This is a genomic window from Streptomyces sp. NPDC002104, from assembly GCF_053593795.1.
This window is the reverse complement of record NZ_JBSFDF010000026.1, coordinates 1-16090: the sequence shown is the minus strand read 5'-3', so window position 1 is coordinate 16090 and position 16090 is coordinate 1. Positions and strand designations below refer to the sequence as shown.

General features: G+C 72.5%; 16 protein-coding genes and 1 pseudogene. 7 read left to right on the top strand and 10 right to left on the bottom strand.

Annotation, left to right across the window (positions count from 1 at the left end; all coding sequences use genetic code 11):
- Positions 1–118 precede the first annotated feature (118 nt).
- The 8 genes and pseudogenes from def to ACWCP2_RS21890 form a co-directional block, all read right to left on the bottom strand.
- A complete protein-coding gene (gene def / locus ACWCP2_RS21925) occupies positions 119–754 on the bottom strand; it encodes a peptide deformylase (RefSeq protein WP_450910260.1) in 636 nt (211 codons plus the stop codon).
- Between the two features lie 66 nt (positions 755–820).
- A complete protein-coding gene (locus ACWCP2_RS21920; protein ID WP_450910259.1) occupies positions 821–1831 on the bottom strand; it encodes a tetratricopeptide repeat protein in 1011 nt (336 codons plus the stop codon).
- Positions 1832–1948: 117 nt separating this feature from the next.
- Positions 1949–3217, bottom strand: a complete 1269-nt coding sequence (locus tag ACWCP2_RS21915) for an HD-GYP domain-containing protein (protein ID WP_450910258.1) — start codon at positions 3215–3217, stop codon at positions 1949–1951.
- A 236-nt stretch (positions 3218–3453) separates the two neighbouring features.
- Positions 3454–4917: pseudogene (locus ACWCP2_RS21910) on the bottom strand (HD-GYP domain-containing protein); the annotation flags it as partial.
- 227 nt (positions 4918–5144) lie between these two features.
- Positions 5145–5486, bottom strand: coding sequence for a mycothiol system anti-sigma-R factor (gene rsrA / locus ACWCP2_RS21905; RefSeq protein ID WP_450910257.1), 342 nt, complete (start codon positions 5484–5486; stop codon positions 5145–5147).
- Positions 5483–6127 carry a sigma-70 family RNA polymerase sigma factor gene (locus ACWCP2_RS21900; protein WP_008741505.1) on the bottom strand — a complete coding sequence of 215 codons (645 nt, stop codon included), beginning with the start codon at positions 6125–6127 and terminating at the stop codon, positions 5483–5485. Before ACWCP2_RS21900 ends, rsrA begins: the two co-directional genes overlap by 4 nt.
- 291 nt (positions 6128–6418) lie before the next feature.
- Positions 6419–7090: an alpha/beta hydrolase family protein gene (locus tag ACWCP2_RS21895; RefSeq protein WP_450910256.1), complete on the bottom strand. Its 672-nt coding sequence runs from the start codon at positions 7088–7090 to the stop codon at positions 6419–6421.
- 97 nt (positions 7091–7187) lie between these two features.
- Positions 7188–8003 (bottom strand): SOS response-associated peptidase, encoded by an 816-nt coding sequence (locus ACWCP2_RS21890; protein ID WP_450910255.1) that lies wholly within the window; start codon positions 8001–8003, stop codon positions 7188–7190.
- A 53-nt stretch (positions 8004–8056) separates the two neighbouring features.
- Between ACWCP2_RS21890 and ACWCP2_RS21885 the strand changes: the two genes are divergently transcribed.
- The 4 genes from ACWCP2_RS21885 to ACWCP2_RS21870 all read left to right on the top strand — a co-directional run bounded on the left by ACWCP2_RS21885 (position 8057) and on the right by ACWCP2_RS21870 (position 11733).
- Positions 8057–8770 (top strand): M50 family metallopeptidase, encoded by a 714-nt coding sequence (locus ACWCP2_RS21885; protein ID WP_450910254.1) that lies wholly within the window; start codon positions 8057–8059, stop codon positions 8768–8770.
- A gap of 86 nt (positions 8771–8856) precedes the next feature.
- Positions 8857–10218 carry a 3-phosphoshikimate 1-carboxyvinyltransferase gene (gene aroA / locus ACWCP2_RS21880; protein WP_450910253.1) on the top strand — a complete coding sequence of 454 codons (1362 nt, stop codon included), beginning with the start codon at positions 8857–8859 and terminating at the stop codon, positions 10216–10218.
- Positions 10219–10226: 8 nt separating this feature from the next.
- Complete coding sequence (rsgA, locus tag ACWCP2_RS21875; RefSeq protein WP_399376706.1) at positions 10227–11237, top strand: ribosome small subunit-dependent GTPase A; 1011 nt, start codon at positions 10227–10229, stop codon at positions 11235–11237.
- A 172-nt stretch (positions 11238–11409) separates the two neighbouring features.
- Positions 11410–11733, top strand: coding sequence for a DMT family transporter (locus ACWCP2_RS21870; RefSeq protein WP_112447780.1), 324 nt, complete (start codon positions 11410–11412; stop codon positions 11731–11733).
- Here the strand turns inward: ACWCP2_RS21870 and ACWCP2_RS21865 are convergent.
- Entirely contained in the window at positions 11699–12277 is a 579-nt protein-coding gene (locus tag ACWCP2_RS21865; protein ID WP_450910252.1) for a TetR/AcrR family transcriptional regulator, read from the bottom strand. The two genes, ACWCP2_RS21870 and ACWCP2_RS21865, sit on opposite strands and share 35 nt — an antisense overlap.
- 133 nt (positions 12278–12410) lie before the next feature.
- On the opposite strand from ACWCP2_RS21865, the gene hisN reads away from it, so the two are divergent.
- Both hisN and ACWCP2_RS21855 read left to right on the top strand, forming a co-directional pair.
- Positions 12411–13214, top strand: a complete 804-nt coding sequence (hisN, locus tag ACWCP2_RS21860) for a histidinol-phosphatase (protein WP_450910251.1) — start codon at positions 12411–12413, stop codon at positions 13212–13214.
- Positions 13215–13420: 206 nt separating this feature from the next.
- Positions 13421–13828, top strand: coding sequence for a CBS domain-containing protein (locus ACWCP2_RS21855; protein ID WP_450910326.1), 408 nt, complete (start codon positions 13421–13423; stop codon positions 13826–13828).
- 71 nt (positions 13829–13899) lie between these two features.
- Here the strand turns inward: ACWCP2_RS21855 and ACWCP2_RS21850 are convergent, their stop codons facing one another.
- Positions 13900–15351, bottom strand: coding sequence for a catalase (locus ACWCP2_RS21850; RefSeq protein WP_450910250.1), 1452 nt, complete (start codon positions 15349–15351; stop codon positions 13900–13902).
- A gap of 148 nt (positions 15352–15499) precedes the next feature.
- Between ACWCP2_RS21850 and ACWCP2_RS21845 the strand changes: the two genes are divergently transcribed.
- Positions 15500–15916 carry a Fur family transcriptional regulator gene (locus tag ACWCP2_RS21845; protein WP_450910249.1) on the top strand — a complete coding sequence of 139 codons (417 nt, stop codon included), beginning with the start codon at positions 15500–15502 and terminating at the stop codon, positions 15914–15916.
- Positions 15917–16090 lie beyond the last annotated feature (174 nt).

The window sequence follows — 16090 nt, the reverse complement described above, 5'->3', positions numbered from 1 at the left end:
GGGCTCTCATGACGCGCCGCAGCGACTTCGGCTGGGACTAGACCGTTCACGCGGAAAGGCGCCCCGCTCCTGACCGGAGCGGGGCGCCTTTCGCGAGCGTACGGAACGCGGGGAACGACTAGGCGTTCGGCACCGTCTCGTAGCGCGGGGTGCCCTCTTCCATCTGCCGCAACGCGTCCTTGCGGTCCCGCTTGGAGAGCCGGTCGATGTACAGGTAGCCGTACAGGTGGTCGGTCTCGTGCTGCAGGCAGCGCGCGAAGTAGCCGGTGCCCCGCACCTTGATCGGGTTGCCCTGCGCGTCCTGGCCGGTCACCTCGGCGTAGTCCGGGCGGGCCAGCGAGGCGTAGGCGGTCGGGACCGACAGGCAGCCCTCGTTCGAGTCGTCCAGGATGCGGGCGGCGGCCGGCAGCTCGACGAGCTTCGGGTTGATCACCACGCCCGTGTGGCGGTTGCCGTCGTCGTCCGGGCAGTCGTAGACGAAGACCTTGGCGTCGACGCCGATCTGGTTCGCGGCCAGGCCCACGCCCTCGGCGGCCTTCTGGCTGGCGAACATGTCGTCGATCAGCTGGGCCAGCTCGTCGTCGAACACGGTGACGTCCTTGCACTCCCGGTGCAGGACCGGGTTGCCGACCACCGTGATCGGGCGGGCGGTACCGCGCTCGCGGTGGGCGAGCTCGCGCGCCTCACAGTCCTCGGTGTCGACGACGTACCCGTCGTTCACGCTCTCGACAACGTCGTTCTCCTGCTGCGCCATGTCCGCCGTACGCCTTCCGTAAAGTCCACCAGTCACCGATGTGCCGGTACAGACTACGGCCCCCGCTCAGCAGACCTCTTCGAGATCCCGCCACTCCCGGGTGTCCGGACTGTCCGCGACCCAGCCGTCGAGCAGCCCGCGCACCAGGCCGGCCGGCGCCGCGATCCCGCACTCCCGCTCGGGCACCCACAGCGATCCGGACCCGGCCGTACGGTGGCCCAGCGGGCCGGGGTGACCCGGTTCGCTGTGGTCGTGCGGGTCCAGGTGCTCGCCGTCGCCCTCGCCGCTCGGCATCGCGCTCTCCGAGCAGGTCCGGCACAGCAGCCGCACCGAGGAGGACCAGTCCTCGGCGGCGAAGCCCGCGTCGGAGGCCAGCTGCTCCAGGGCGTTGCGGTCGGCCTCGGTGGCCGCCTCCAGGAGCACCACCCAGGTCGGCACCGGGGAGGGCGCCCACAGCTCGATCTCGTCGAAGACGGGGTACGAGGGCCCTGCGGCGGTGACGCGCTCGCCGTGCGGGACCCCGTCGTGCAGGACGACCTCGCCCCAGCGCCGCCCCGAGGAGGGCAGCGGGATCGACAGGACCTCCATGCGGGCCGGGTCCAGCCGCCGGCCCCAGACCACCTCGGCCTCGCCCTCGGGCGACAGCCGCACGGCCGCGCTGCCGAGCCCCATGCCGACCGGTTCGCCGTTGGCGTGGGCGCCGCCCGAGCCCGCGCCGTGCGGGTCTCCGGGCACCTTCAGCCCGTACGCCTGCCAGGCGCGGCGGGCCAGCGGCCAGTCCTGCAGCGCGGTCGCGGCGATGCCGACGTTCCACCAGTCCGGGGCGCCGGTCTCCCGGTCGAGCAGGGCCACGGCGCGCAGCCCGGCGGCCCGCGCCTGCTCCCAGTCGTGGCGGAACTTGTGGAGCAGCGCCAGGTTGAACCAGGACTCGGACAGCCAGGGTTCCAGGTCCGCCGCTCTGGTCAGGAGCGCGCCCGCGTCCTCGTACCGACCGTCGCCGATCAGGGTGAACGCGCGGTCGGTGGCCTGCCGCCACGAGGCGGAGGGCCGGTGCCGTACCTTCCCGAAGATCCTCACGATTCCCGCCTGCCGGACACTCTTGCTGGGGACACTCCGCCTGCGAACACTTCTCCTGGGAACACTCTCACTGGCATCCAACCATGCCCACTCGGACGGCCGCTCATTACCCATGGGTTACCCAGGTGGGACGGGTACGACTCTGGCACGTCCGCCCCGGGCGAGCACCCGGGCGAGACACTCCACGATTTCCGGCTGGTAGTCGTGCCCGGTCCCCAGGCGCAGCCGTTCCAGGGCCTCCAGTGAGCCGCCCGGGTGACGGGCTCCGCCGGCGTGCATGCTGAGGTCCTCGTACGCGTTGACCGTGCGCACGATGCGGGCGGCGACGGGCTGGTCACGGTACGGATCCGCCTGCAGCTCCACCACCACCGCGACCTCGGCCGGGACGCCCGTCTGGCGGGCCACCTCCCCGCCGAGCCCGGCGATCCGGCGGGCCTCGGCCTCGGGCAGCTCGGCGGTGGCCCCGGCCGGGACGGGGTCGACGAGGGAGAGCTGCCCGATGTCGTGCATGAGGGCGGCGTACTCCAGGACCGTGATCTCCCGCTCCGAGAGGCCCAGCTCCCGCCCCACGGCGACGCTGAGCGCGGCGACCCGGCGCGAGTGGCCGGGCCGGGTGTAGCCGGCGATCTCGGTGGCGCGGGCGAGGGAGGTGATGGTCTGGCGGTAGGTGGTGCGGATGGCGGTGATCCGGTGGAAGGACATCTGGGTCAGGAGCAGCGGCACGCTGAAGACGGGCACCGCCCACAGACCGGCGACGGCGACGCCGAGGGCCATGACCACGCCCGTGGCGCAGATCGCGGAGCCGATGCCGAGCTGGGCGCGGAGCTCGTCGCGCAGCAGCGGGGCGAACGGCCAGCCGGTCCGGGCCCCGGCGAGGGCGGCGCCGAGGACGGCGTCGCACAGCGCGGTGAGCCCGAGGAGGAAGACCAGGAAGAGCGCGAGGTACGGGCCCTGGCCGACCCAGTGCTCCAGCTGCCCGGAGTTGTAGAGCGGCTGGAAGCAGACGGCGGCGAAGGTGACGGTGAGGACGCGGCGGGCCAGGTGGTCGAGGGCGGGGCCGTGGCCCCGGGCGATGTGCGGGACGATCCCGAGCAGGGCGGCGGTGACCACCACGGCGACGATCTGCAGGACCCCGTGGTGGGTGGGGGCTCCGGCGTTCTCCCCGAGCAGGGCGTACGCGAGCGCCCCCGCGGATCCGAGCGGCGCGGCCTGCTGGCGTGCGGCGTCGCCGCTGTCCCGGCGGGCGAGCTCGCCGATGGTGATCAGGGTCCCGAAGGCGAGGGCGATCCCGGGGTCGGTGAGGCCGATCCACACGGTGTGCCCGAGCGCGGCCACGGTCAGCAGGGCGGCGGCCCCGCGCACGAGGGCGACGGCCCAGCCCCTCACGCGCCCGCTCCCCTCGCCGGCGCGGACGGGGAACCCGGCGCCGCCTGCGCCCCCTCGGCGTCCGCTCCGGGCTCGGCGGCGGGCCCGGGCACGCAGTGGCACGGATCGCCGGAGCCGGCGGCGGGGAGCGGGCTCCCGGCCCCGCGGGCCTGGGGCGCGGCCGTGGCCGCGGCCGGGCCCGGGCCCGTGCCGGCCGGGCCCGCCTGGGCGGGCAGTCCGGTCAGCGCCGCGCCGGCGGGCACGGGCTCCCGTACGGCCCCCCGCGCTCCGGCGGCGGGGGCCTCGCCCGCGGTCGCCTCGCCGGCGCCGGCCGGGATCACCTGGAGGTCGTCGTCCGAGGTCACCTTCGGATGCCAGCCCTGCCGGCCGATCGCCTCGGCCAGCGCCCGCACCATGTCCGGGTCGAACTGGGCCCCCGCGCACCGTTCCAGCTCGGCCAGGGCGACCGTCACCGGCCGGGCTCTGCTGTAGGAGCGGGTCGAGGTCATGGCGTCGAAGGCGTCGGCGACCGCCACGACCCGGGCGAGCACCGGGATCTGTTCCCCGGTCAGCCCGTACGGATAGCCGGAGCCGTCCACCCGCTCGTGGTGGTGCAGGATCGCCGCGCGGGCCTCTCCCAGGAAGCCGATGCCGCGCACCATCTCGTGTCCGTATTCGGGGTGGAGTTCGATGATCCTGCGTTCTTCCGGGGTCAGGGGTCCGTCCTTGCGCAGCAGCCGGGTCGGGACACCGAGCTTGCCCACGTCGTGCAGGATCCCGGCGATGCGCACGACTTCGAGGCGTTCCTCGCCCATGCCCAGCTCGCGGGCGATCATCGCCGAGGCCTCGCCGACCCGCTCGCTGTGGCCGCGGGTGTAGCGGTCCTTGATGTCGACGGCCTGGACCAGGGCACGGATGGTGGCCTGGTGGGCGGCGCGCTCGCGGTGGTACTGGGCGAAGACCCAGCAGGAGATGTACATCGGCAGCATGACGAGCAGTGCGGCCGGAAGTCCGTACGGGCTGCGCCACATGACGGCCATCATCAGCCCGGCGAGGCCGTGCACGCAGTGCGGGGCGAGGGACCGGGTCACCAGGCCCCGCCAGGCGGTGGCGGCGGGCCGGCGTTCGGCGGCGGCCAGGATGCAGCCGTCGAGGGCGGTCAGCACCAGGCAGAACGCGACGGCCGCGGCGGCGGCGGGGAGCATCACGTACGGGAAGTCGGCGACCCAGGCGGCCGGTCCCGCGGACCCCACCGTCTCCACGGCCCCCGCGGGCCCCACCGCCCCCGGGCCCGACGGACCGGCCCCGCCGAAGGAGCCCGTGCCCAGTGCCCCGGGTCCGCCGAGCAGCCCGTAGACCTGTCCGGCGGTCCAGGCGGCTATGGACTGCTGCGCCCCGTGCCAGACGCGCCGCACCCCGGCGGGCCGGGCGGTCACCGTCCCGGCGAGTCCGCCGGGCAGCGCGACCAGGCCCGCCGCGGCCGGCGGCAGGAGGAAGACGGCTGCCAGCACCACCGGGAAGAAGGAGCCGAGGCCCTCGGGCACCCGGTGGCCCATGAGCGGGCACACCTTGACGAGTTCGCAGCCGAGGTAGAGCAGGGCGAGCAGTCCGATGGAGGGCCACGGCGTGGCGGAGCCGGTGACGGCCGGGGCGACGCACGCGCAGGCCGCCAGGACGGCGCACAGGACGTAGGCGCGCGCCAACGGCGGAAGCACCCGCATGGCGCTCTCCTCCCCCTGAGCCGTGCAAGTCAGGTACGAATCAAACCAGTACCGAATGGGGAGAATAAGTGGGGCCGGGGGCGAGCTGGGCCACATTTTCGCATTGCGCCATGCGGACGCCCCCGGATTAGCACGTTCGAGTGAAGGAAGTGCCCTTCCGGGGGCGGCTGTTCGAGATTGTTCAATCAGGTACTACTTCATCGGCGAACATGGCCGATTCTCGGCATTCAGCCCGTCGCGGATCCCGGCATCGGCTCGGCGGCGACGGCCGGCTCGGGCGGCGGAGCCGTAATGTCATGATCCGGCACGGCCTGGCCCGAACGGATGAGCTCGATCCGTCCCATCACCTTCGAGCGCAGGTCGGTCGGCACGTCGTCCGACCCGCAGCAGCGCTTGACCAGCTTCTTCACGGCCTGTTCCAGGCCGTACTTCTCCAGACAGGGATTGCACTCGCCGAAGTGCGCCTCGAACTTCGTGCAGTCGCTGTCCGGCATCTCCTGGTCCAGGAACTCATAAAGGTGGTCCAGGACCTCGGAGCACTCCGTCTCGTGTGCGTCTCCGCAGCTCATGAGCCCGAGCCTTTCAGGTCGTTCGACTCTCCCGCGCCGGCCGGGACGAGCCCGCGCTCACGGGCGTAGTCCTCAAGCATTCCACGGAGTTGACGGCGGCCACGGTGCAGTCGCGACATGACCGTACCGATGGGTGTACCCATGATGTCCGCGATCTCCTTGTACGCAAAGCCCTCTACGTCTGCAAGATAGACCGCGATGCGGAACTCCTCCGGAATGGCCTGGAGCGCTTCCTTCACGTCGGAATCGGGCAGGTGATCGAGCGCCTGCGACTCGGCGGAACGCAAGCCCGTCGACATGTGCGACTCGGCGCGCGCGAGCTGCCAGTCCTCGATCTCCTCGGCCGCACTGCGCTGGGGTTCGCGCTGCTTCTTGCGGTACGAGTTGATGAAGGTGTTGGTCAGAATGCGGTACAGCCACGCCTTCAGGTTGGTGCCCTCGCGGAACTGGTGGAACGACGCGTATGCCTTCGCGTACGTCTCCTGGACCAGGTCCTCGGCGTCGGCCGGATTGCGCGTCATGCGCAGCGCGGCCGAGTACATCTGGTCGAGGTAGCCGAGGGCGTCCCTCTCGAAGCGCGCATTGCGCTCCGGGGTCGTCTCCTCCGCGTGGCCTTCGTCGGTCCCAGCGACAGGACCCACCTCCTCCGACTGCGTGGCGGCTCCGAAAGCGGACCCGCTCGAATCGGAGAATAGTCGACCATCCCGGTCGCCCGCCGCCCGAACCGAACCCCGCTTGGGCGCGGGCAGCACTGTCCAGTCCAGGTCAGCGGCCTGCGGACGGTTCTGGCTGATGACCTGGGTCATGCGTTGCCTCTCCTCCGACGTCTTCCCGTACGTACCGACATCCGGGACAACAGACCGTCCGGGTGGCGCATTCCCCGGCAGGGCCCGGTTTAGCGGACCAAAGTCACCCCGGCGGCCGGACGTACGTCACACCGGCAGCCGGCCGAGCCAGTCCGCCACCGCCCCGGTGATCACCGCCAGGGCCTCCTCCTGCGGGGGACCGGTCCGCTTCGGCACGGCGAAGCCGTGGTCCCCGCCCTCCACTTCCACCAGCTCGTACGGGGCCGCGCCCGCGCCCCGCGCCGGGAACTCCTCCGGCCTCCCGAAGGCGTCGCGGCCGCCCTGGACCACCAGCGCCGGCCGCCCGGCGCCCAGCAGCTCCCCGGCCCGGGACTTCTCCGGCCGGCCCGGCGGGTGCAGCGGGAAGGCCAGCGCGAGCACCCCGGCCGCGCCCAGCTCCGCGGCGGTCCGGCAGGCCACCCGGGCCCCGGCGCTGCGGCCGCCCGCGACGACGGGCAGCCCGGACTCCGCGAAGGCGGGCCACAGGGCGTGCCAGCCCGCGTCCAGCACCTTGGGCGCGGCGGCGACCTTCTTCCCGGCGACCCGCCAGGGCTGCTCGGCCAGCGCCACGGTGATCCCCAGCGCGGGCAGGGCCCCGGCCAGGGCCTGCAGGTCCCGGGCCTCGATCCCGCCCCCGGCCCCGTGGCCCAGGGCCAGCACCAGGCGGGCTCTGGCCGCCGGGGCCGGATGCCAGGTGATGCGGGCCGCGCCCGCCGGGGTGTCGATCGTCTCGGTGCGCTCGGCGCGCGTGCTGCTCATGCCCCGATCATGCCGCTCGGCGGCGGGAGGCGGGGTGACGTCCGGGCCGTCCGGGGCGCCCGGGCCGTCCGGAGCGCCCCGGCCGTCCGCACGGCCTTCAGAAGAGCGTGCCCTCCTCCGGTCCGTCCAGCTCCTCCAGCAGCTCGGGCCCGTTGTTGCGGACGTTGCTCGCCGCCGTGGACACCGGATAGGCGCGCATCAGCCCGCCGGGCGGCGGCGCCAGCAGGGCCTGGAGCTCGTCGGGGTCCGTCCGCGCCGGGTCCAGCCAGGCGTCCCACCGGTCCGGGGTGAGCATCAGGGGCATCCGGGGATGGATGTCGGCGAGCGAGCGCGGCCCCTCGGCCGGGGCGACGCCGAGCGGGCCGGTCTCGGCCTCGGCGGTGATCACGGAGCAGGTGGCCCACCAGGCGCGCGGGTGCTCGTCGGGCAGGGTCCGGTCGCGCCAGAACTCGTATATCCCGGCCATGGCGAAGACGGAGCCGTCGGCGGGGAGGACGAAGTAGGGCTGCTTGCGCGCCCGCTTCTTCCTGCCCTCGACCTCCAGCTGCCGCTCGTCGTGGGCGGTGACCCACTCGTAGTAGCCGTCCGCCGGGACGATGCAGCGGCGCTGGGCGAAGGGGCGGCGGAAGGAGGGCTTCTCGGCGATGGTCTCGGACCGGGCGTTGATCATCCGGGCGGCGCCGTCGGGGTTCTGCGCCCAGGACGGCACCAGCCCCCATTTCAGAACCCTCAGCTGGCGAACCGGACGCTTGCTCGGAGCGTCTTTCAGGGGACGGTCGAGGACCACGTGGACCTCTTTCGTCGGAGCCACGTTCCAGTCCGGAGCCAGCACCTCCTCCGGCTCCCACCGCTCCACCCCGAAGACCTCGGCCAGCTCCTCCGGCCCACGACTCGCTGCATACCTACCGCACATGGCTGCCACACTGCCATGTCACCCGATCGCCACCACAAGGAGTCCGCCACCCCATGAACACCAGTACCGCGGCCGGCCTGTGGGACCGGCTCACCGGCATACAGGCGGCGCCCGACCAGTGGCTGGTGATCGCGACGGGGCTGGTGGCGCTCGTCGCGGTGGGCCCCCGCCCGGTGTGGCGGCTGTCGCGCAACGCGATCACCATCGCGCACGAGGGCGGCCACGGACTGCTGGCGCTGCTGACGGGCCGCAGCCTGGACGGGATCCGGCTGCACTCGGACACCAGCGGGGTCACCGTCAGCCGCGGCAAGCCCACCGGCCTCGGCATGGTCCTCACCGCCGCCGCCGGGTACACGGCGCCCTCCCTGCTCGGCCTCGGCGGGGCGGCCCTGCTCTCGGCGCACCGGATCACCCTGCTGCTGTGGGCGGCGACGGCCCTGCTGCTGGCGGTGCTGGTGATGATCCGCAACGCGTACGGGCTGCTGACGGTGGTGCTCACGGGCGCCACCTTCGTCCTGGTCTCCTGGCTGGCCCCGGCGGACGTCCAGGCGGTCTTCGCCTACGCCGTGGTGTGGTTCCTGCTCCTCGGCGGCGTCCGCCCGGTCTTCGAGCTCGGGGCCAAGCGCCGGCACGGCGGAGCGCCCGACTCCGACGCGGACCAGCTCGGACGGCTCACCCATGTGCACCCGGTGGTGTGGCTCCTGCTCTTCCACGTGGTGGCGCTGTGCTCGCTCATCGGCGGCGGCCGCTGGCTGCTGGTCCTCTGACCGATCCGGGCCGGCGCGCGTCCGCCCGCCGAGACTCCCCCGGTGATCAAGATCTGTGGCCATGGGAAGCCACTAAAGTGGTGGCCATGACCGAGACCCCCGCTCTCCCCGCCCTCTGGCCCGCCCCGCTCGCCGACACCGCCGTCCAGGCCACCGTCACCGTGCCCGGGTCCAAATCGGTCACCAACCGCGCCCTCGTGCTCGCCTCGCTGGCCTCCGAGCCGGGCTGGGTGCGCCGCCCGCTGCGTTCGCGCGACTCCCAGCTGATGTCCGACGCCCTCCGCGCGCTGGGCGTGGGCATCGAGGAGACGGTCTCCTCCAGCTCCGCCGGCGACGGCCAGGCCGGCGAGGCCTGGCGGATCATCCCGACCGCCCTGCACGGGCCGGCCACGGTCGACGTCGGCAACGCGGGCACGGTCATGCGCTTCCTGCCGCCCGTCGCCACCCTCGCCTCCGGCGACATCCGCTTCGACGGCGACCCGCGCTCCTACGAGCGCCCCCTCGGCCAGGTCATCACGGCGCTGCGCACGCTCGGCGCCCGCATCGACGACGACGGCCGCGGGGCGCTGCCGATGACCGTCCAGGGCGGCGGGGCCCTGGAAGGCGGGACCGTGGAGATCGACGCGAGCAACTCCTCGCAGTTCGTCTCGGCGCTGCTGCTCTCCGCCCCGCGCTTCAACCAGGGCGTCGAGGTCCGGCACGTGGGCACCAACCTGCCGTCCATGCCGCACATCCGGATGACCGTGGAGATGCTGCGCGCGGCGGGCGCGCAGGTCGACACCCCCGAGGCCGGCGGCGAGAAGAACGTCTGGCGGGTCGCCCCCGGCGCCCTGCTCGGCCGTGACCTGGTCGTGGAGCCCGACCTGTCCAACGCGCAGCCCTTCATGGCGGCCGCCCTCATCACCGGCGGCACGGTCACCATCCCGGACTGGCCGCGCCGCACCACGCAGCCCGGTGACGCGCTGCGCCGGATCTTCACCGAGATGGGCGGCTCCTGCGAGCTGACCGACGCGGGCCTGGTCTTCACCGGCACCGGCAAGATCCACGGCATCGACGTGGACCTGCGCGAGGTCGGCGAGCTGACCCCGGGCATCGCGGCGGTCGCGGCGCTGGCCGACTCGGAGTCGGTGCTGCGCGGGGTCGCGCACCTGCGGCTGCACGAGACGGACCGGCTGGCGGCGCTCACCAGGGAGATCAACGGGCTGGGCGGCGATGTCACGGAGACCGCGGACGGTCTGCGGATCCGGCCGCGCGCCCTGCACGGCGGCACGTTCCACACGTACGACGACCACCGGATGGCCACGGCCGGCGCGGTGATCGGCCTGGCGGTGGAGGGCGTGCTCATCGAGAACGTGGCGACGACCGCGAAGACCCTGCCGGACTTCCCGAAGATGTGGGCGGACATGCTCGCCCGGGCCGAAGCGGCTCCGGCAGGCGTGGGAGCGTAGGGCCCGTCATGCGCAGGTACGGGAAGCACACCGACGAGGACGACATCCGCCAGCGGCCCAACCCCAAGGGCAACCGGCCGCGTACGACCATCCGCCCCAAGCACGAGGACGCGGCCGAGGGCTTCGTCCTGACCGTGGACCGCGGCCGGCTCACCTGCCTGGTCGACGGCCGTCCCGTGCACGCGATGAAGGCCCGCGAGCTGGGCCGCAAGGCGGCGGTGGTCGGGGACCGGGTCTGGATCGTCGGTGACCTGTCCGGCAAGAAGGACACCCTGGCCCGCATCGTGCGGATCGAGGCGCGCAAGTCCGTCCTGCGGCGCACGGCCGACGACGACGATCCGTACGAGCGCGTCGTCGTCGCCAACGCCGACCAGCTGGCCATCGTGACGGCGCTGGCCGATCCGGAACCGCGCCCCCGGATGATCGACCGCTGTCTGGTGGCCGCGTACGACGCCGGGCTGGAACCGCTGCTGGTGCTCACGAAGTCCGATCTGACCTCCGCGGACAAGATCCTGGAGATCTATTCGACCTTCGGCCTGAACTACGTGGTCACCAACCGCGAGGAGCTGGCGGCGGGCGACGCGGCCGACCGGGTGCGCGAGCACCTGAACGGCCGGATCACCGCCTTCGTCGGCCACTCGGGCGTCGGCAAGACCACCCTGGTGAACTCGCTGGTCGCCGAGGGCCGCCAGCGCGCGACCGGCGTGGTCAACGCGGTGACCGGGCGCGGCCGGCACACCACCACCTCCGCGCTGGCGCTGCCGCTGCCGGGCGGGGACGGCTGGGTCATCGACACCCCGGGCGTACGGTCCTTCGGCCTGCACCACGTGGACCCCTCCCGGGTCATCCTGGCCTTCCCGGAGCTGGTCCCGGGGACCGAGGGGTGCCCGCGCGCGTGCAGCCACGACGAGCCGGACTGCGCGCTCGACAAGTGGGTGGAGGACGGCCACGCGGATCCGGCGCGGCTGTACTCGCTGCGGCGGCTGCTGCAGACGCGGGAGCGCCGCGAGGGCGACTGACCGGGCGGGCGGGCGGCCGATCGGGCGAGCGCCTGATCGGGCGGGCGCCTGATCGAAGGGTGAAGGACCTGCGGGGTTTGCCGTCCCCGATGTCTGGTAAATGCATAATCGCACCAAGTGACGTTCGGGCCCGGCCCGTGAGCACGTCACGTGACGCGGGGAGGCATACGCCATGGCGTGGCTGCTGGTCGTGGTCGCCGGGATCCTGGAAACGGGGTTCGCGGTCTGCCTCAAGCTCTCGCACGGCTTCACCCGGCTGTGGCCGACCATCGCCTTCGCGTGCTTCGCGCTCGGCAGCTTCGGCCTGCTGACGCTGGCCCTGAAGAAGCTGGACGTGGGGCCGGCCTACGCGGTGTGGACCGGCATCGGGGCGGCCGGTACGGCGATCTACGGGATGGTCTTCCTCGGAGATCTGGTCTCCACCCTCAAGCTCGTCTCGATCTCGCTGGTGATCCTCGGCGTCATCGGGCTCCAGCTCTCGGGCTCGTCCCACTGAGCAGCCCCAGCAGCGCCAGCAGCCCGGCCCGGCCCGCCCCCGGCGGCTCGGCCGGGGCGATCAGATAGGACAGCGCGAGCCGCACCGCGAGCTCGCACCGCTGCGCCCCCTCCTGCGCGCCGAACACGGCGCGGGCCCGCTCGCGGACCCCGCGGATCAGCTCGTCGGGCCCCAGCGCGGGCAGTCCCGGCCGGACCCCGCGGCCGGCCGGGACGGGTAAGTTGCCGTTCCAGCACCCCGTCAGCAGGGCCCGTACGAGGGGGCGCTCGCGGCCCGCGCGCACGGTCCACTCCGCGACCGCCGCCTGCCGTTCGGCCGCGGCTCCCGGGACGGACAGGGCCCGGTCCACGCCGTCGAGGTACCAGGCCGCGTCGCGCCGGACCAGGGCGTGGCCCAGGCCCGTCTTGCCCGCGAACTCGTTGTAGAGGGTCTGCCGCGAGACCCCGGCGGCGGCCGCCACGTCGGTCATCCGCACGGCCGGCCACGGGCGCGCCGCGAGGGCCGCTCCCGCCGCTTCGAGCAAGGACTCCCGGGCCGTGGGCACCGTCGCCTCCCCTTCGACACCTCCGGTCGACGTCTCCGTCAGAGTTGACGGACCGACAGATCCTGTCAAGGGTGCCCGTGCCGCACCGTGGACGCCCACCCCGCCGTCCCGGCCGCCTCGGTAGGGTTCTGGCATGCCCGAGTATGACGATGACCTGCGCCTTGCCCTCGAACTCGCCGACGCGGCGGACGCCGCCACGATGGAGCGGTTCCGCGCCCTCGACCTGAAGGTCGAGACCAAGCCCGACATGACCCCGGTGAGCGAGGCCGACACCGCCACCGAGGAGATCATCCGGGCCGGGATCGCCGCCGCGCGGCCCTCCGATGCCATCCTGGGCGAGGAGTACGGCCTCAAGGGCGACGGCCCGCGCCGCTGGGTCGTGGACCCCATCGACGGGACGAAGAACTACGTGCGCGGCGTTCCGGTGTGGGCGACGCTGATCTCCCTCATGGAGGAGCAGGCCGACGGCGCCTTCCGTCCCGTCGTCGGCGTGGTGTCCGCCCCGGCGCTGGGCCGCCGCTGGTGGGCGGCGCGCGGCCGGGGGGCCTTCACCGGCGGCGCGCTCGGCGCGACCACCGCGCTCGGCGTCTCCAAGGTCGCCACCCTCGCCGACGCCTCCTTCGCCTACTCCTCGCTGAGCGGCTGGGAGGAGCAGGGGCGGCTGGCCGGCTTCCTGGACCTGACCCGCGCGTGCTGGCGTACGCGGGGCTACGGCGACTTCTGGCCGTACATGATGGTCGCCGAGGGCTCGCTCGACCTGTGCGCCGAGCCGGAGCTGAACCTGTGGGACATGGCCGCGCTGGCGGTCGTGGTGGAGGAGGCCGGCGGCCGCTTCACCTCGCTCGACGGGGTGGACGACGTGCACGGCGGCAACGCGGCGGCCTCGAACGGCCTGCTGCACGCGCAGATGCTGGACCTGCTGCGCCCGCGCGCCTGACGGCCCCGGGACGGGCGCGCGCCGCCATGCCGGCGGCCTGCGCCCGTCCGTGCCGAAGTGACCCTCCCGCGCCTCCTTGCTGACACCGCGTGTGCATGGGAATCTGAGACTCCTCCGCTTGTGCGCTTGTGAAGGGCTTCTCTCAGTGCGGCCGTCCGCGCGCACCCCACCCAAGCGGAGGGACTCACCAGGAGGTGGCTCTCTTCATGTTCGTCCGCGACGCCATGAGCACCGTGATCCTCACCCTCGGCCCCACTCACACCCTGCGGCAGGCGGCCTGCCTGATGTCCGGCCGGCGCGTCGGCGCCGCCGTCGTCCTCGATCCCGAACACAGCGGCATCGGCATCCTGACCGAGCGCGACATCCTCAACTCGCTCGGCGCGGGCCACGACCCCGACCGGGAGTCCGTGGGCGCGCACACCACCAACAACGTGGTCTTCTGCACCCCGGACGCCACCGTGCAGGAAGCCGCCGAGGCGATGGCCCACGGCGGCTTCCGGCATCTGATCGTCCTGGAGCACGGCGGCCCGGTGGGCATCGTGTCCGTGCGCGACGTCATCCGCTGCTGGGCCCCGGCGCGGCGCACGACCGTGCCCGCCTCCGTGCCCGCGTAGGAACGGCCGACGGGCCGGCGCCCCCCTCGCGGGGTGCACCGGCCCGTCGGCCTGCTACGGCAAGGTCCCGGTCAGGCGCGGAGGGCCTGGACCGCGGCCTCGAGACGCTTGCCGAAGTCACCGTCCGCCTGGCGGAAGTTGTTGATCGCACGCTCGACGATGTCGTCGCGGGAGACCTTGGCGATGAAGCCGGAGAGGTTCTCGACCAGACGGGTCTTCTCGTCCTCCGAGTACAGGCGGTAGAGGTTGCCCGCCTGGACGAAGTCGTTGTCCTCGCTGTGGACGGGCGCGGCGTGGTTGCCCGTGCCGCCCGTCAGCGCGACCGGCTGCCACAGCGGGCGGTCGGTCTGGTGCGGGCCGCCGAAGCTGTTCGGCTCGTAGTTCTTCGCGCCCTTGTGGCGGCCGTCGTACAGGTGGCCGTCGCGGGAGTTGGTGCGCGCCTCGGTGGCGTGCGGACGGTTCACCGGCAGGTGGTCGGCGTTGATGCCGACGCGGTAGCGGTGGGCGTCGCCGTAGCCGAAGAGACGGCCCTGGAGCATCTTGTCCGGGGACGGACCGATGCCGGGGACGAAGTGCGCCGGGCTGAAGATCGACTGCTCGACCTCGGCGAAGACGTTCTCCGGGTTGCGGTTGAGCTCCAGCTTGCCGATCTCGATCGGCGGGTAGTCCTCGTGCGGCCACACCTTGGTGAGGTCGAACGGGTTGAAGCGGTACTCGGCCGCCTCGGCCGCCGGCATGATCTGGACCTGCACGGTCCAGGACGGGAACTCGCCGCGCTCGATGGACTCGCGCAGGTCGCGCTGGTGCGAGTCGGGGTCCTCACCGGCGAGCTGGTTGGCCTCGGCCTGGGTGAGGTTCTTGATGCCCTGGTCGGTCTTGAAGTGGTACTTGACCCAGAAGACCTCTCCGGCCTCGTTGTTCCACTGGAACGTGTGCGAGCCGTAGCCGTTCATGTGGCGGTAGGACGCCGGGATGCCGCGGTCACCGAACAGCCAGGTCACCTGGTGAGTGGACTCGGGCGACAGACCCCAGAAGTCCCAGACGTTGTCCGCCTCCTGCGAGCCCGTGTACGGGTCGCGCTTCTGGGTGTGGATGAAGTCGGGGAACTTGATGGCGTCCTTGATGAAGAACACCGGGGTGTTGTTGCCGACGAGGTCGTAGTTGCCCTCTTCGGTGTAGAACTTCAGCGCCCAGCCGCGGGGGTCGCGCACGGCGTCGGCGGAACCGAGGTTGCCGGCGACGGTGGAGAAGCGCAGGAAGGTCTCGGTCTCCTTGCCGACCTCGGACAGGAACTTCGCCCGGGTCCACTGGGAGACGTCACGGGTCAGCGTGAACGTGCCGTACGCACCGGCGCCACGGGCGTGCACCACGCGCTCCGGGATGCGCTCGCGGTTGAAGTGCGCGAGCTTCTCCAGCAGCAGCTGGTCCTGGACCAGAACGGGGCCGCCGATGCCGGCGGTCTCGCTGTTCTGGTTGTCAGCGACCGGAGCTCCGGCCTCCGTGGTGAGCGGTCCCTGCGTCACTATGCGCCTCCTGCGTAAATTTGCTGCAAACCTGTCCTGCGCCCTAACGTAACCGATCCTACGATGGACTTTGTCTAAGTCAAGTAAGCATCCAAGTCGAAACAGATTCGGGAGTTACACCGAATCCCCTCGCTGTTACGCTGCATGCATGAGTGACCTGCTGGAACGACTTCGCGGACGCGGATGGCGCATGACCGCACAGCGGCGCGTCGTGGCCGAGGTGCTCGACGGTGACCACGTTCACCTGACGGCCGACGAGGTGCACGCGCGCGCCGTGGACAGGCTGCCGGAGATCTCCCGCGCGACCGTCTACAACACCCTGGGCGAGCTCGTCACCCTGGGCGAGGTCCTGGAGGTCTCCACGGACCGGCGGGCCAAGCGGTACGACCCGAACGCCCACCGCCCCCACCAGCACCTGGTGTGCGCGCAGTGCGGGGCGATCCGGGACGTGCACCCGGCGGGCAACCCGCTGGCCGACCTCCCGGACACCGAGCGCTTCGGCTTCACGGTGTCGGCGGTCGAGGTCACGTACCGCGGCGTGTGCCCGAACTGCGCCGCTGCGTAACGAACCACGCACGAGAAGAAGGCCGGGAGCTCGATGAGCTCCCGGCCTTCTTCGTTCGCGTTCGCGTTCGCCCGTCGAAACGACCGAAGGCCCGGATCCAGGGGATCCGGGCCTTCGGGTCTTCAGTAGCGGGGACAGGATTTGAACCTGCGACCTCTGGGTTATGAGCCCAGC

Coding starts and splice junctions, on each gene's coding strand:
- ACWCP2_RS21890 (WP_450910255.1), bottom strand. CDS start 8,003: ATGTGCGGTAGGTATGCAGCGAGTCGTGGGCCGGAGGAGCTGGCCGAG.
- rsgA (WP_399376706.1), top strand. CDS start 10,227: ATGCGCAGGTACGGGAAGCACACCGACGAGGACGACATCCGCCAGCGG.
- ACWCP2_RS21870 (WP_112447780.1), top strand. CDS start 11,410: ATGGCGTGGCTGCTGGTCGTGGTCGCCGGGATCCTGGAAACGGGGTTC.
- ACWCP2_RS21885 (WP_450910254.1), top strand. CDS start 8,057: ATGAACACCAGTACCGCGGCCGGCCTGTGGGACCGGCTCACCGGCATA.
- rsrA (WP_450910257.1), bottom strand. CDS start 5,486: ATGAGCTGCGGAGACGCACACGAGACGGAGTGCTCCGAGGTCCTGGAC.
- ACWCP2_RS21895 (WP_450910256.1), bottom strand. CDS start 7,090: ATGAGCAGCACGCGCGCCGAGCGCACCGAGACGATCGACACCCCGGCG.
- def (WP_450910260.1), bottom strand. CDS start 754: ATGGCGCAGCAGGAGAACGACGTTGTCGAGAGCGTGAACGACGGGTAC.
- hisN (WP_450910251.1), top strand. CDS start 12,411: ATGCCCGAGTATGACGATGACCTGCGCCTTGCCCTCGAACTCGCCGAC.
- ACWCP2_RS21845 (WP_450910249.1), top strand. CDS start 15,500: ATGAGTGACCTGCTGGAACGACTTCGCGGACGCGGATGGCGCATGACC.
- aroA (WP_450910253.1), top strand. CDS start 8,857: ATGACCGAGACCCCCGCTCTCCCCGCCCTCTGGCCCGCCCCGCTCGCC.
- ACWCP2_RS21855 (WP_450910326.1), top strand. CDS start 13,421: ATGTTCGTCCGCGACGCCATGAGCACCGTGATCCTCACCCTCGGCCCC.